At 70.0% G+C, this 14385-nt stretch carries 12 protein-coding genes; 10 read left to right on the top strand and 2 right to left on the bottom strand.

The features are described 5' to 3' along the window. The 6 genes from PV646_RS40080 to whiA all read left to right on the top strand — a co-directional run bounded on the left by PV646_RS40080 (position 1) and on the right by whiA (position 6317). Positions 1–468: a Rieske (2Fe-2S) protein gene (locus tag PV646_RS40080; protein WP_500347850.1), complete on the top strand. Its 468-nt coding sequence runs from the start codon at positions 1–3 to the stop codon at positions 466–468. A gap of 42 nt (positions 469–510) precedes the next feature. Further along, positions 511–2409, top strand: a complete 1899-nt coding sequence (gene uvrC / locus PV646_RS40075; protein ID WP_500347849.1) for an excinuclease ABC subunit UvrC — start codon at positions 511–513, stop codon at positions 2407–2409. Next, entirely contained in the window at positions 2409–2969 is a 561-nt protein-coding gene (locus PV646_RS40070) for an HD domain-containing protein (protein ID WP_500347848.1), read from the top strand. Before uvrC ends, PV646_RS40070 begins: the two co-directional genes overlap by 1 nt. Positions 2970–3487: 518 nt before the next feature. Next, positions 3488–4366, top strand: a complete 879-nt coding sequence (rapZ, locus tag PV646_RS40065; protein ID WP_500347846.1) for an RNase adapter RapZ — start codon at positions 3488–3490, stop codon at positions 4364–4366. Next, on the top strand, positions 4363–5340 hold the full coding sequence (locus PV646_RS40060; RefSeq protein ID WP_500347844.1) for a gluconeogenesis factor YvcK family protein: 978 nt from the start codon (positions 4363–4365) through the stop codon (positions 5338–5340). Before rapZ ends, PV646_RS40060 begins: the two co-directional genes overlap by 4 nt. Continuing rightward, a complete protein-coding gene (gene whiA, locus PV646_RS40055) occupies positions 5331–6317 on the top strand; it encodes a DNA-binding protein WhiA (RefSeq protein ID WP_452251582.1) in 987 nt (328 codons plus the stop codon). The genes PV646_RS40060 and whiA overlap by 10 nt, the downstream gene beginning before the upstream one ends. Positions 6318–6390: 73 nt before the next feature. Here the strand turns inward: whiA and PV646_RS40050 are convergent, their stop codons facing one another. Both PV646_RS40050 and PV646_RS40045 read right to left on the bottom strand, forming a co-directional pair. Then, positions 6391–8457 (bottom strand): acyltransferase family protein, encoded by a 2067-nt coding sequence (locus PV646_RS40050; protein WP_500348286.1) that lies wholly within the window; start codon positions 8455–8457, stop codon positions 6391–6393. A gap of 140 nt (positions 8458–8597) precedes the next feature. After that, a complete protein-coding gene (locus PV646_RS40045; protein ID WP_500347842.1) occupies positions 8598–10952 on the bottom strand; it encodes an ATP-binding protein in 2355 nt (784 codons plus the stop codon). 91 nt (positions 10953–11043) lie between these two features. On the opposite strand from PV646_RS40045, the gene PV646_RS40040 reads away from it, so the two are divergent. From PV646_RS40040 to tpiA, 4 genes are all read left to right on the top strand, one after another. Continuing rightward, positions 11044–11250 (top strand): hypothetical protein, encoded by a 207-nt coding sequence (locus PV646_RS40040; RefSeq protein ID WP_500347841.1) that lies wholly within the window; start codon positions 11044–11046, stop codon positions 11248–11250. 115 nt (positions 11251–11365) lie between these two features. Next, positions 11366–12370, top strand: a complete 1005-nt coding sequence (gene gap, locus PV646_RS40035) for a type I glyceraldehyde-3-phosphate dehydrogenase (RefSeq protein ID WP_189155963.1) — start codon at positions 11366–11368, stop codon at positions 12368–12370. Positions 12371–12386: 16 nt separating this feature from the next. After that, positions 12387–13580, top strand: coding sequence for a phosphoglycerate kinase (locus tag PV646_RS40030; protein ID WP_500347839.1), 1194 nt, complete (start codon positions 12387–12389; stop codon positions 13578–13580). Further along, entirely contained in the window at positions 13580–14368 is a 789-nt protein-coding gene (tpiA, locus tag PV646_RS40025; RefSeq protein ID WP_500347837.1) for a triose-phosphate isomerase, read from the top strand. Before PV646_RS40030 ends, tpiA begins: the two co-directional genes overlap by 1 nt. Positions 14369–14385: the final 17 nt, after the last annotated feature.

The following is a 14385-nucleotide window of genomic DNA, read 5'->3' as shown; positions in this document are numbered from 1 at the left end:
GTGAACACCGATAGCCCGGTCAGCAGGCGCGCGGCACTGTGCGGAATCGCAGTCGCCCTCGCAGTGCCCAGCGGACTCGTGACGGCGTGCAGTTCCCCGAGTCCTTCCGGCTCTGCTCCTACCCAGGGCGGCTCGACCCCGACAGGTTCCACCGGTTCCGCCGGGACCAGCGGCACGAAGCTGGTCGCGCTCGCCGACGTGCCCGAAGGCGGCGGTGCGGTCGTCGACACCGCCGGCGGCAAGAAGATCGTCGTGGCGCGCATCTCCGCCACCGAGGTCAAGGCGTACGACGCGACGTGCCCGCACCAGGGGTCGATGGTCGCCGAGCCTTCCGGCGGCACCATCACCTGCCCCTCGCACGGCAGCCAGTTCGGTGCCTCCGACGGCGCGGTGAAGAAGGGGCCGGCGACGACCGGCCTGAAAGCGGTCGGCGTGAAGATCGACGGTGACCAGGTGGTCCTGACCTGACCCTTTCTGTTTTTGTCAGACCGCGTCGATAGTCTGGACGGCGTGGCAGATCCCTCGACGTACCGCCCCGCCGTGGGCACGATTCCCGAGGCTCCCGGCGTCTACAAGTTCCGCGACGCCGGTGGCCGGGTCGTGTACGTCGGCAAGGCGAAGAGCTTGCGCAGCAGGCTGAACTCGTACTTCGCGGATCTGGCCGGGCTGCACCCGCGCACCCGCCAGATGGTGACGACGGCGGCCTCCGTCGAGTGGACGGTCGTCACCACCGAGGTCGAGGCGCTGCAGCTCGAGTACAACTGGATCAAGGAGTACGACCCGCGCTTCAACGTCCGGTACCGCGACGACAAGTCGTACCCGGTGCTGGCCGTCACGCTGCACGAGGACTACCCCCGTCTGCACGTGTACCGGGGGCCGCGCAAGAAGGGCGTGCGCTACTTCGGGCCGTTCGCCCACGCCTGGGCGATCCGCGAGACGCTCGACCTGCTGCTGCGCGTGTTCCCCGCGCGCACGTGCTCGGCGGGAGTTTTCAAGCGGCACAACCAGATCGGCCGCCCGTGCCTGCTCGGGTACATCGACAAGTGCTCGGCGCCGTGCGTGGGCAAGGTGTCGGCGGACGAGCACCGCGACATCGTGCTCGACTTCTGCGACTTCCTGGCGGGCAAGACGGACAACATGGTCCGCCGCCTCGAACGCGAGATGCTGCAGGCGTCGGAGGAGCTGGAGTTCGAACGAGCGGCCCGCCTGCGCGACGACCTGGGCGCGTTGCGCCGCGCGATGGAGAAGCAGGCCGTCGTCCTGGGCGACGGCACGGACGCCGACGTGATGGCGTTCGCGCAGGACGAGCTGGAGGTCTCGGTCCAGGTCTTCCACGTGCGCGGCGGTCGTGTGCGCGGCCAGCGCGGCTGGGTGCTCGACAAGGTGGAGGAGCTCGACGACGGAGGGCTCGTCGACCAGTTCATCATGCAGTTCTACGGCGACGACACGGAGAACACCCCGCGCGAGGTACTGGTGCCGGTGCTGCCGGACGACGCGGCCGCGCTGGAAGACCTGCTGTCCGAGCAACGCGGTTCCCGTGTGGTGCTGCGGGTCCCGCAACGAGGCGACAAGCGCGCGTTGATGGAAACGGTGGCGCGCAACGCCTCCGAGGCCTTCGCCCAGCACAAGCTCCGCCGGGCGGGCGACCTCACGGCGCGTTCCGCCGCATTGCAGGAGATCCAGGACGCGCTGGCACTCGACACCGCGCCGTTGCGCATCGAGTGCATCGACATCAGCCACGTCCAGGGCACGGACGTGGTGGCGTCCCTGGTGGTGTTCGAGGACGGCCTGGCCCGCAAGTCGGAGTACCGCCGCTTCGCCCTCCGCGAAGCCGCCACCGAGGGCGACGTGGCCTCGATCGCCGAGGTGGTCCGCCGCCGCTTCCAGGCCATGCTGCGCGAAACGGCGTCCGGCGGCCCCAACCCGGGCATCGACCCGGACACGGGCAAACCCCGCAAGTTCGCCTACCCGCCCAACCTCCTGGTGGTCGACGGCGCGGGCCCCCAGGCGGCGGCGGCCTCCGACGTCCTGGCCGAACTGGGCATCACCGACGTGGCCGTGGTCGGCCTGGCCAAGCGCCTGGAGGAGGTCTGGGTTCCGGGCGAGGCGGACCCGGTGATCCTGCCGCGGTCGAGCGACGGGCTGTACCTGCTGCAACGAGTCCGCGACGAGGCCCACCGCTTCGCCATCGCCTACCACCGCCAGAAGCGCTCGAAGCGCATGACCACCTCGGAGCTCGACGAGGTGCCGGGCCTCGGCGAAACCCGCAAAGCCGCGCTGCTCAAGCACTTCGGCTCGGTGCGCAAGCTGCGACAGGCCACAGTGGACGAGATCAGCGACGTGCCGGGCGTCGGCCGGCGCACCGCGGAGGCCGTGGTGGCGACACTGGCCTCAGGCGGGAAGGCCTGATGGATCCGGACTTGGCACTGCGCCCGCTCCCCGCCGCCGCCGAGACGGTGCTGTCCGACCTGCACGCGCCACCACGTCTGGTGGCGCACCTGCGGGCCGTGCACGACGTGGCGTGCGAACTGGTCGAGTGGGTGTCGCGGCACCACCCGTCGGTGTCCGTCGATCGTGAGGCGGTGCTCTACGGCGCGGCCACCCACGACATCGGGAAGGTGTTGCACCCCAACGAGTTGTCCGGCCCGGGGTCCGCGCACGAGCCGGCGGGACACGCGCTGCTGCTGGAGCGCGGGATCTCGGAGCGGCTGGCGCGCTTCGCGCGGACGCACGCGTCGTGGACTGAGCCTGGGATCAGCTTGGAGGAGTTGCTCGTCAGCCTCGCGGACAAGGTGTGGAAGGCCAAGCGCGTGCCGGAGCTGGAGCAGCTCGTCACCGAGCGGCTGGCCGAGGCCGTGGGGCAGGAGCCGTGGGAGGTGTTCATGGCGCTGGACGACGAGTTGGACCGGATCGCGTCGGGCGCCGACGCGCGGCTGGCGTTCCAGTCGAGTTGTCCGGTCGCGATGTGAGGGCGATGCCATACCAGCCGAATCGCGAACGCGCTGTGCCGCACCTGGTTCGCTCGCCGAGGTGCCGAGTGCCCGCGAACGCGCTGTGCCGCACGTGGCTCGCTTTCCGCGGTGCCGAGTGCCCGCGAACGCGCTGTGCCGCACGTGGCTCGCTTTCCGCGGTGCCGAGTGCCCGCGAACCCGCCGGGCCGCACGTGTGCCGCTTGGCCGCGCCGGTCGTGGATGTCCGGATCGGCTGCCGCGTTCGTCCCACCCCACCGCCGCCCGCGATCGCCTGCCGCACTCACCCCACCCGCCGCAGCGGCCACACTCGCCCTGCGAACGACCCGGACACGGGGCCAGGATCGTGATCGCGGCCACGACGCGCCCGTCCCAATCGCCGAACCTGCCGCACGTGAGGGCCGTTCCAGTGGAGACTCACCCTGGGCGCGCCCGGTCGTGGCGTGGCCCAGCATCGAGTTTGCCCAAACGAGAGTGCGGTAGAAGCGCGCTCATGAACAGGTAACGGAGTCGTAGTCGTGAACGCGGAGAAGTCCGGCATCGAAGTCGCCGTGGTGACCGGGCTGTCCGGTGCGGGCCGCAGCACCGCGGCCAAGTGCCTGGAGGACCTCGGCTGGTTCGTCGTGGACAACCTGCCCCCGGAACTCATCGCCACCATGGTCGAGCTCGGCGCCCAGGCGCGCGGGGCGATCACCAGGGTCGCCGTCGTCATGGACGTGCGCAGCCGCGCGTTCACCGAGGACCTGGCCTCCATCATCAAGGACCTGGACGCGCGTGGGTACAAGCCGCGCGTGCTGTTCCTCGAAGCCACCGACGACGTGCTGATCCGGCGGTTCGAGGCGGTGCGCCGCGGTCACCCGATGCAGGGGGACGGGCGGCTGCACGACGGCATCGAGGCCGAGCGGATCCTGCTGACGCCGCTCAAGCAGGAAGCCGACCTCGTGCTCGACACGTCGGCGCTGAGCATCCACCAGCTGCGGGCCAAGATCGAGGACTCGTTCGGCTCCGAGGCCGCCAGCAGGACGCGGGTCACCGTGCTGAGCTTCGGCTACAAGTACGGGCTGCCGATGGACGCCGACCTCGTCATGGACGTGCGGTTCCTGCCCAACCCGTTCTGGATCCCGGAACTGCGGGAGCAGACGGGTCTCGATGGTGAGGTGCGCAACTACGTGCTGTCCCAGGAGGGGGCGGACGAGTTCCTTGATCGGTACCACGAGCTCCTGAGGCTCATCGGTGCCGGTTATCGGCGTGAGGGCAAGCGCTACCTGACGCTCGCGATCGGGTGCACTGGCGGCAAGCACCGCAGTGTCGCCCTGAGCGAAGAGCTGGCCACGCGGCTGGCGAGCGAGGACGGCATGGCCGTGAAGGTCGTGCACAGGGATCTGGGACGTGAGTGACGAAGTTGAAAGCTGTTGCTTTGGGTGGCGGGCACGGGCTGCACGCGACGCTGACCGCGCTGAGGCGGGTCACCGACGACGTGACGGCCGTGGTGACCGTCGCGGACGACGGCGGATCGTCGGGACGGTTGCGGCGGGAGCTCGCTGACCTGTTGCCGCCGGGTGACCTGCGCAAGGCCATGGCGGCGCTGGCGGGGGAGGACGAGGCCAGCCAGCGCTGGACGTCGCTGTTCAAGCACCGGTTCGGTGGCACGGGGGCGCTCGCGGGGCACGCGGTCGGCAACCTGGTGATCGCCGGGCTGCTCGAACAGCTCGGCGATCCGGTCGCGGTGCTCGACCTGACGGGCAGACTGCTCGGCGTCCGGGGGCGGGTGCTGCCGATGTCGAACGACCCGCTCGACATCGAGGCGGACGTCGTCGGGCTGGACGAGGACGAGACGGACGTGCGGCGCATCCGGGGGCAGGTCGCCATCGCGACCACGCCGGGGCTCGTGCAGCGCATCCGGCTGACTGCCCCGAACGGGCGACCTGCCGGCTGTCCGGAAGCAGTACAGGCTGTACTTGACGCCGATGTCGTGGTACTCGGGCCCGGATCGTGGTTCACCAGCGTCTTGCCGCATCTGCTGGTGCCCGATCTGCTCGACGCGCTGGTGCGCACGCGTGCCAAGAAGGTGCTCGTGCTCAATCTCGTCCCCCAACCGGGTGAAACTGCTGGTTTCTCTCCGGAGCGGCATTTGGACGTAGTCTGCGAACACGCACCCGAGCTGAAGGTGGACGCGGTGATCGCCGACGTCGACTCGGTCCCGACCCCGGACCGGCTGACGCGAGCCGCCTCGGCACTGGGTGCGCGTACGCATCTGGCGAAGATCGCCGCACCGGAGGCCGCAGAACGGCATGATCCGGAGGCGCTTGCCGGTTGCCTGAGGCAAGTGGTCGAGGAGACCGGAGTGGGAGGGACGAGCCCGTGGCGATGACGTCGGCGGTCAAGGACGAGCTGAGCAGGCTCGCGGTATCCAAGACCTGTTGCCGCCGCGCGGAGGTGTCCTCCCTGCTCAGGTTCGCCGGCGGCCTGCACATCGTGTCCGGCAGGGTCGTCGTCGAGGCCGAGCTCGACCTGGGTTCCGCGGCCCGCAGGCTGCTCAAGGAGATCCAGGCGCTCTACGGCCACCACGCCGAGGTCTTCACGATCCAGTCCAACGGCCTGCGCAAGGGCACCCGGTACGTCGTCCGCGTGGTCAAGGACGGCGAGGGTCTCGCCCGGCAGACCGGTCTGCTCGACCCGCGCGGCCGCCCGGTTCGCGGCCTGCCCGCGCCGGTCGTGTCCGGCGGTGTGTGCGACGCCGAAGCCGCGTGGCGTGGCGCCTTCCTGGCGCACGGCTCGCTGACCGAACCGGGCCGCAGCTCGTCGCTGGAGATCACCTGCCCCGGCCCCGAGGCGGCGCTGGCACTGGTCGGCGCGGCGCGCAGGATGGGCATCTCGTCCAAGTCGCGCGAGGTCCGCGGGGCCGAGCGAGTGGTGATAAGGGACGGCGACGCCATCGGCGCGATGCTGACCAAGCTCGGCGCGCACGACAGCGTCATGGCGTGGGAAGAGCGCCGGATGAGGCGCGAGGTCCGCGCCACCGCGAACAGGCTGGCGAACTTCGACGACGCGAACCTGCGCCGCTCGGCCCGCGCGGCCGTCGCGGCGGCCGCACGGGTCGCACGCGCGCTGGAGATCCTCGGCCCGGAGGCGCCGGACCACCTGGCCGCCGCCGGCGCGCTGCGCCTCGCGCACCGCCAGGCCTCGCTGGAGGAACTGGGCCAGCTGTCCGATCCGCAGATGACCAAGGACGCGGTGGCAGGCCGTATAAGGCGTCTTCTGGCCATGGCGGACAAGCGGGCCAAGGACCTGGGGCTGCCGGACACCGAGTCCGCGGTCACGGCGGAGATGCTCGAAGCAGAGGTCTAGAGCGCCGCTGCTCAGCCAGCCGGGGGTGGATCATCCCGAACCGGCTGAGCACCGGCACGCCGAACCAGGCCGCTCAGATCATCCCGAGCTGGCTGAGCAGTGGCGTGGCGAGCGTGCGCGAGTACGTGTTCGTCACGTGGTTGTTGCGGTACACCACGACGTTGCCCACGACGGCCGGGCACAGGTCGTCGCGGCAGTACCACGGCGTCAGGTCGACGATCTTGGTGCTGGGATGGGCGGCCGCCGCCTCCACGAGCGGGTCGCCCTCCCCGGCGAACGCCTCCGCACGCGGGGTTCCGCACGCCGCCGCGTCGCCGCGGTTGCGTTCGAGGCAGCGCGGGACCTGGCCGTTCGGCCTGGGCAGATCCTTGATCACCGCGGTCGGGATGTTCGCCGCCGAGAAAGCTCCCAGCACGTCCCGGTAGCCGCGCAGCATGTCCTCGCGGGAGTCCCAGGTCCACTTCAGGTCCTCGGCGTAGGACTCACGGCTCATCCCCGAGAGCACGACGAGATCGGGCTTGAGCGCCTTCACCTGGTCGAGCACCGCGTTGTTCTGGTCGGAGCAGACGGTGAGCGGCCAGCCCGCCTCGGACGGCGGCACCGTGGTGAACGGGCAGCCGTTGCGGGTCATGGCCTTGACCTTCCACTGGCCGCGGCCGGGCCCCTGGACGAAGTCGATCAGCGGGGTGCTGTACTGCGCCGCGTGCGAGTCGCCCAGCAGCACGACGGTCTTCTGAGCTGACGCGTCGCCCCAGGAACAGGAGTCCTCCGCGAACGTCGGTTGGTAGACGTGGCAGTCGTCGCCGACGCTGTTCCGGTAAGGGCCGTCCTCATTCGCCACGGCGGGGTCCGGCACCAGCGGCACACCGGGCGGGGCCGGCTGCGGATCGCGCGGGTCGATCGCCATCGCGCCGGGGTGGGTGTTGCCGGCCGCCGCGTTGCTCGCCAGCCGGTCCAGCTCGCGCTGGGCGGCGAACCAGGGCACCGAGGCCGCGACCACGGAGACGACCACGAGCACCGCGCCGAACGCGTAGGTGCCACGGCGGCGGCCGAACCTGTTGCGGCGGAACGGATCCTCGACGAACCGCTTGGACACCGCGGCGAGCACGAGGCTCAGCACGGCGGCGACGAGCATCTCCTCAGTGGACAGTTGCTCGTTGTCGCTCAGTTCGAGCATCACGACGATGACGGGCCAGTGCCACAGGTAGAGGCTGTAGGAGATGTCGCCGAGGTAGCGCACCGGCCGGACGCTCAGCAGCCGCCCCAGCAGCGTGTCCGTGGCGACGAGCATCGCCGCCGTGCCGAGCACCGGCACCGCCGCCACCCAGCCGGGGAACTGCAGGTCGGTCGTGTAGTAGACGGCGCTGAACGCGACGGCGGCGAACCCCAGCCAGCCGAGCAGTTCCCGTGCCGTGCGGCCGAGTGACACGCGGTGCAGCACCATCGCGGCCAGACCACCGACGCCGAGCTCCCACATGCGGGTCGGGGTCACGAAGTACGCGGCACCGTGGTCGAGGCGGGTGTAGACGACCGAGAACACGAACGACGCGACGGTCACCACGGCGATGGCCACCACCGCGTACCGCATCGTGCGGCCGTCGAGCCGGCGGGCGAGCGCGGCCGCGGCGATCAGCAGCAGCGGGATGACCAGGTAGAACTGCTCCTCGACCGCCAGCGACCAGTAGTGCTGCACCGGTGAGGCGCCGGCGGTGGCGTGCCCGTAGTCGTTGGACAGGAACGCGAGCAGCCAGTTCTGCGCGTTCAGCGCGGAGCCGACGACCTCGCGCATGATCTTGGGCCACTGCGACTGGGGGAGCAGCAGCACGACGGCGGCGACGGTGGCGAGCAGCGTCACGGTCGCGGCGGGCAGCAGGCGGCGGATGCGGCGCGCGTAGAAGTCGCGCAGGACCACGGTGCCGGAGCGGCGTACCTCGCCGGTGAGCGTGCCGATGATCAGGAAGCCCGAGATGACGAAGAAGACGTCGACGCCGACGAAGCCGCCCGGCAGCCACGACGGTCTGAGGTGGTAGAGCAGGACGATGCCGACGGCGAGCGCGCGCAGCCCCTGGATGTCGCCTCTCAGCGCGTGCTGAGGGCGCGGTGCCGGATCGAGCGCCGGGACCGGGCGCTCGGCGGACATGGTCGCCACGGTGACTCCTTGCAGGGAGAACTGCGGCACGTGTCCGCGTCGTGGGCGGGATGCTAACCCGATCGTGGAAACTGTGGCCTCAGTTGATGACCTATTGTGATCGAGGTGACCTGACCAGGGGGTTTAGTCGATCATGGAGTCTGGCGGCCCGCCCACACGGCCAACTGCGCCCGCGACCTCAGCCCCAGTTTCGAGCGCGCGTGGGTGACGTGCCGGGCGACCGTGTGCGGTGAGATGCCGAGCCGCTGGCCGATCTGCCGGTTCGTCAGCCCCTCCGCCACCAGTGTCGCCACGTGCAGTTCGCGGGCGGAGACCAGTCCGTCGGGGTCCTCGGCGAGCGGCTGCGCGGTCAGGGCGTAGGAAATGGCCTGCGCCAACGACATCCGCTCGCCGGTCGACTCGGCGGCGCGGAGCCGGCCGGGCGTGATCCGGTCGCGGCAGACGGCCCTCGCCCCGTCCAGCAGTGCTTGCCAGTAGGGCTCGGCGCGGAAGTCGTAGCGGGTGCGGACCACGGACGCCGCTACCAGCAGCGAGAGCGCGCGTTCGTCGTCGGAGCCCTCGCCGACCAGGCCCAGGGCCAGGCCTTCCAGGTCGTAGTACTGGTCCATCGGGTGTTCGGCGCCCACGTCGAGGCTCTCGCGGAACAGGTCTACGGCCTCGGCGTGGTTCTTGCGCGCCAACGCGATCGCGCCCGCGGTGTGCAGGACCGGGTTCAGCATGTGCGGCAGGCCGATCAGCCTTGTCAGCGTCAGTGACTCACGGACCAATGGCGCCGCACGGTCTGCGAAGCCGTGTTGCAGCAACGTCCAGCCGTAGGAGTTCAGCAGGATGGCGCGCGCGAGTTTGTCGTCCGAGTCGCGCAGCAACGTGGCTGCCTCGTCGAACAGGTGCCAGGCCAGTTCGGGATCGCCGGTGTGGGCCTCGGCGGAGGCGAGCACCTCCAGCGCGCGGGCCGTCGTGCCGGGGCGGCGGGCGTCGGCGCGTTCGATGGCCAGTGACTCCTCGGCGAACCGGCGGGTCACGTGCCAGCCGCCGCGCACGCGGTGGTGCATCGCCGCCAGCACCGCCAGGACGCTGCGGTACGGCTGGGGCATCGGGCGGGACAGTGCCTGGTGCAGCAGTTCGGTGGGGGCGCCGCGCGGGCCCCGCGGGGTCGAGGTCCAGGCCGTCGCGACGATCGTGAGCGCGTGCCGCGGCCAGTCGCCGGTCTCCGCGGTGCGTTTCGCCGCCAGGCCGAGCAGGCCCACGTTGCGGTCCAGGCGCAGCACGACCTGCGGTGACGGGAAGAACGACGAGATCTCCGGCTCCACAGTCGAACACACCCACTCGACGACACGATCGGCCACAAGAGAGAGGTCGCCGTAAGCGATAGCGCGTTCGTAGCAGTAGAGACGGACCGATTCGAGCTGCCGGAACGTTGTGTGGCCGCCGATCCGGTCGACCACGAGCAACGACTTCCGCTCGAGACCGGTCAGCAGCTCCAGGGCGTCGGGAACACCGCAGACCGTGCTCGCCACCCCGAGGTCGAACGGCACGCCGAGCACCGCGAGCCGCCGCGACGCCGCCTGCTCCTGCCCGGACAGCAGGTCGTAGCTCCAGCCGATCGCGGTCCGCAGCGTGCGGTGCCTGTCCTCGGCGGCGCGCGGCCCGCCGGTCAGCAACGCGAGGCGGTCGCCCAGACGGGCGAGGATGTCGGCGGGGGACAGCACGGTGATGCGGCGCGCGGCCAGTTCGATCGCCAGCGGCATGCCGTCCAGGGAACGGCACACCGCGACGATGTCGGCGACGTTCGCGGAGTCCACCTCGAACGAGCGGTCCACCGAGACGGCGCGGTCGCGGAACAGGGCCACGGCGTCGTGCCGCAGCGCCTCGGTGACGTCGGCCCCGGCAGGCGGGAGCTCCAGCTCGCCGACCGCGAAGACCTGTTCTCCCGCAAGGCGAAGCGGTTCCCGTGAGGTGACGAGGACGCGCAGCCTCGGGCAGCGGGCCAGCAGCTCCGCCACCACGGCGGCGACGTCGGCCAGCAGGTGCTCGCAGTTGTCCAGCACGAGCAGCGGCCGCCGGTGCTGCTCGACCTCGGCGACCACCGCGTCGCGCACCGAGCCGTTCGGCAACGGGTGCGCGCCGACCGCGGTGTAGACGGCTCGCACGGCGTCCGACGCGGAAGCCAGCGCCGCCCACCACGTCTGATCGGCGCGTTTGCTCACGTGCTGGATCGCCAGCCTGGTCTTGCCGGCGCCTGCCGGGCCCACCAGCGAGACGAGACGTCTCGTCTCGGTTTGGGCCAGCGCCGCCAGCTCGTCACGACGGCCGACGAAGCTGTCCAAAGGCGCTGGCAGTGACGAGACGAGACGGTCCGTCTCGTCACGGGTGGAGGTGCGGTCGCGGTACGCGCGCTGACGGCAGGCGTTCGAGCAGTAGCGTCGGCCCGCGGCCGCCTCGGGAAGAGGATCTCCACACGTCACGCAGGCGGCAGTGGCCGTCATGACCCTGACCGTACCGGGTGCGTAACGGTCCGTAACACCCGCTGTTTCGGGGTATTGAAGGGTGCCGCCGGAGGTGGACACGATCGTCGCCATGACAGCCCAGACCAGATCCGAAGGCCCGCTCGTGCCGCTCCAGGACCGGCCCGTCGTCGACGAGTGGCTCGCGCGCATCGCGGCCGTCGTGGGACAGGGGTCGGAGGACACCGGTCCGGAGGCTTGCCGCTCCGCCGCGGAGGCCGCGGAGGAGCTGAGCGCCTACCTCTGGATGCTCCGCGCGCTCCGCCGCCGAACGGCCTAATCAGGACACCTTTTTCTGGTTCGATCCAGAGATACTCACTATCCCTGTGACCAGGGACGCAGTTCGGCAGATAGGGTGGGCTTGTTCCTACCAAGCTGAACGCAAGGAGTCAGTCGTGACGGTTCGTGTAGGTGTCAATGGTTTCGGTCGCATCGGGCGCAACTTCTTCCGCGCCGTGAGGGCCGGCGGCCACGACATCGAGATCGTCGCGTTCAACGACCTCGGTGACGTCGCCACGATGGCGCACCTGCTGAAGTACGACAGCATCCTCGGTCGTCTGGACGCCGACGTGCAGGTCACCGACGAGGGCATCTCCGTCGACGGCAAGGTCATCAAGGCCCTGGCCGAGCGCGACCCGGGCAAGCTGCCCTGGAAGGACCTCGGCGTCGACGTCGTGGTCGAGTCGACCGGTTTCTTCACCGACGCCACCAAGGCGCGCTCGCACGTGGACGAGGGCGGTGCCAAGAAGGTCATCATCTCCGCGCCCGCCAAGAACGAGGACCTCACCGTCGTCATCGGCGCGAACGAGGAGAAGTTCGACGGTTCGCAGACGATCATCTCGAACGCGTCCTGCACCACCAACTGCCTCGCGCCGCTGGCCAAGGTCCTCAACGACAGCTTCGGCATCGAGCAGGGCCTCATGACCACGATCCACGCGTACACGCAGGACCAGAACCTGCAGGACGCGCCGCACAGCGACCTCCGCCGTGCCCGCGCCGCCGCGCTGAACATCGTCCCGACCTCCACGGGCGCCGCGAAGGCCATCGGCCTCGTGCTGCCGGAGCTCAAGGGCAAGCTCGACGGTTACGCGCTGCGCGTGCCGATCCCCACGGGCTCGGCCACCGACCTGACCGTCACGCTCAAGCGCGAGGTCACCGTCGACGAGGTCAACGCCGCGTACAAGGCCGCCGCCGAGGGCCCCCTGGCCGGCATCCTCAAGTACTCGACGGACCCGATCGTGTCGGCCGACATCGTCACCGACCCGCACTCGTGCATCTACGACGCGCCGCTGACCAAGGTCATCGGCAACCAGGTCAAGGTCGTCGGCTGGTACGACAACGAGTGGGGCTACTCCAACCGCCTCGCGGACCTGGTCAAGCTCGTCGCCTCCAAGATCTGAGTTCGGGAGCAGAACGTTGAAGACTCTCAGCGACCTGCTCGCCGAGGGTGTCGCGGGTCGGCGCGTACTCGTGCGCGCCGACCTGAACGTCCCCCTCGACGGAGACAAGATCACCGACGACGGCCGCGTGCGCGCGTCGGTGCCGACGATCAAGGCACTCGCCGACGCGGGTGCCCGCGTGATCGTCACCGCTCACCTCGGCCGCCCCAAGGGCGAGCCGGACCCCAAGTTCTCCCTGGCGCCCGCCGCCGCTCGCCTCGGTGAGCTGCTCGGCACCGAGGTCGCGCTCGCGAGCGACCTGGTCGGCCCGTCCGCGACCTCCGTGGTCGGCGCGCTGACCGACGGTGGCGTCGTGATGCTGGAGAACGTCCGCTTCGACGCACGGGAAACCTCGAAGGTCGACGCGGAGCGCGCGGAGCTCGCGGACGAGCTCGCCTCGTTCGCGGACGCGTTCGTGTCCGACGGCTTCGGTGTCGTGCACCGCAAGCAGGCCTCGGTCTACGACGTGGCGCAGAAGCTGCCCGCGTACGTCGGCGGTCTCGTCGAGGCCGAGCTCGGTGTGCTCAAGAAGCTCACCGACGACCTGGAGCGCCCGTACGTCGTGGCGCTCGGCGGGTCGAAGGTGTCCGACAAGCTCGGCGTCATCGCGAACCTGCTGTCCAAGGTCGACCGGCTGCTCATCGGCGGCGGCATGGCGTACACGTTCCTCAAGGCCCAGGGCCACGAGGTCGGCACGTCGCTGCTGCAGGAAGACCAGCTCGACCAGGTCAAGGGCTTCCTCGCGGAGGCCGAGAAGCGCGGCGTCGAGCTCGTGCTGCCGGTCGACGTGCTGGTCACGGCCGAGTTCGGCAACGTCGAGCACGACGTCGTCGGCATCGACTCGATCCCCGCGGACAAGATGGGCCTCGACATCGGCCCGAAGTCGCGCGAGCTGTTCGCGTCGAAGCTCGCCGACGCCAAGACCGTGTTCTGGAACGGCCCCATGGGCGTCTTCGAGATCGAGACCTACGCCGGTGGCACCCGTGCCGTCGCCGAGGCCCTCGTGAAGTCCGAGGCGTTCACCGTCGTCGGTGGCGGCGACTCGGCTGCCGCGGTGCGTGCGCTGGGTCTGCCCGAGGACGGCTTCTCGCACATCTCCACCGGTGGTGGCGCCTCCCTGGAGTTCCTCGAGGGCAAGGAACTCCCCGGCATCAGCGTTTTGGAGTCCTGATGGCAGCCCGGCTCCCGCTCATCGCGGGCAACTGGAAGATGAACCTCAACCACCTCGAGGCCATCGGCCTCGTGCAGAAGATCGCTTTCTCCCTCCCGGAGAAGTACTTCGCCAAGGTCGAGGTCGCGGTTCTTCCCCCGTTCGTCGACATCCGCAGCATCCAGACGCTGGTCGACGGCGACAAGCTGCTGATCAAGTACGGCGCGCAGGACATCTCGCAGCACGAGTCCGGCGCCTACACCGGCGAGATCTCCGGCAAGATGATCGCGAAGCTCGGCTGCCACTACGTGGTCGTCGGGCACTCCGAGCGCCGCGAGTACCACGGCGAGACGGACGCGATCATCAACGCCAAGGTCAAGGCGGCGCTGACGAACGAGGTCACCCCGATCTTCTGCTTCGGCGAGAAGCTCGACGTCCGCGAGGCCAAGGGTCACCTGGAGCTGGTGCGCCAGCAGCTGGAGGACGGCCTGAAGGGCTTCACGGCCGAGCAGGTCGCCAAGATCGTGTTCGCCTACGAGCCCGTGTGGGCCATCGGCACCGGTCGCACCGCATCCTCGGCCGACGCTCAGGAGGTGTGCTCGCTGGTCCGCTCGTTCGTGGCGGAGAAGTACGGCGAGGAGACCGCGGCGGTCGTGCGGGTGCTGTACGGCGGTTCGGTGAAGTCGTCGAACATCGGTGAGCTGATCGCGCAGAAGGACATCGACGGCGCTCTCGTCGGCGGTGCCAGCCTTCAGGCGGACGAATTCACCAAGCTGTGCGCATTGGCTGCCGGCGGGCCTCTACCCTAAGTTGATCTGGATAAACC

Origin of the sequence: Streptomyces sp. ID05-26A, assembly GCF_033794685.1 — a bacterium.
In the GTDB taxonomy this organism is placed as follows: Bacteria; Actinomycetota; Actinomycetes; order Mycobacteriales; family Pseudonocardiaceae; genus Lentzea.
Note: the sequence above shows the minus strand (reverse complement) of the source record. Positions and strands in the feature narration are given on the sequence as shown.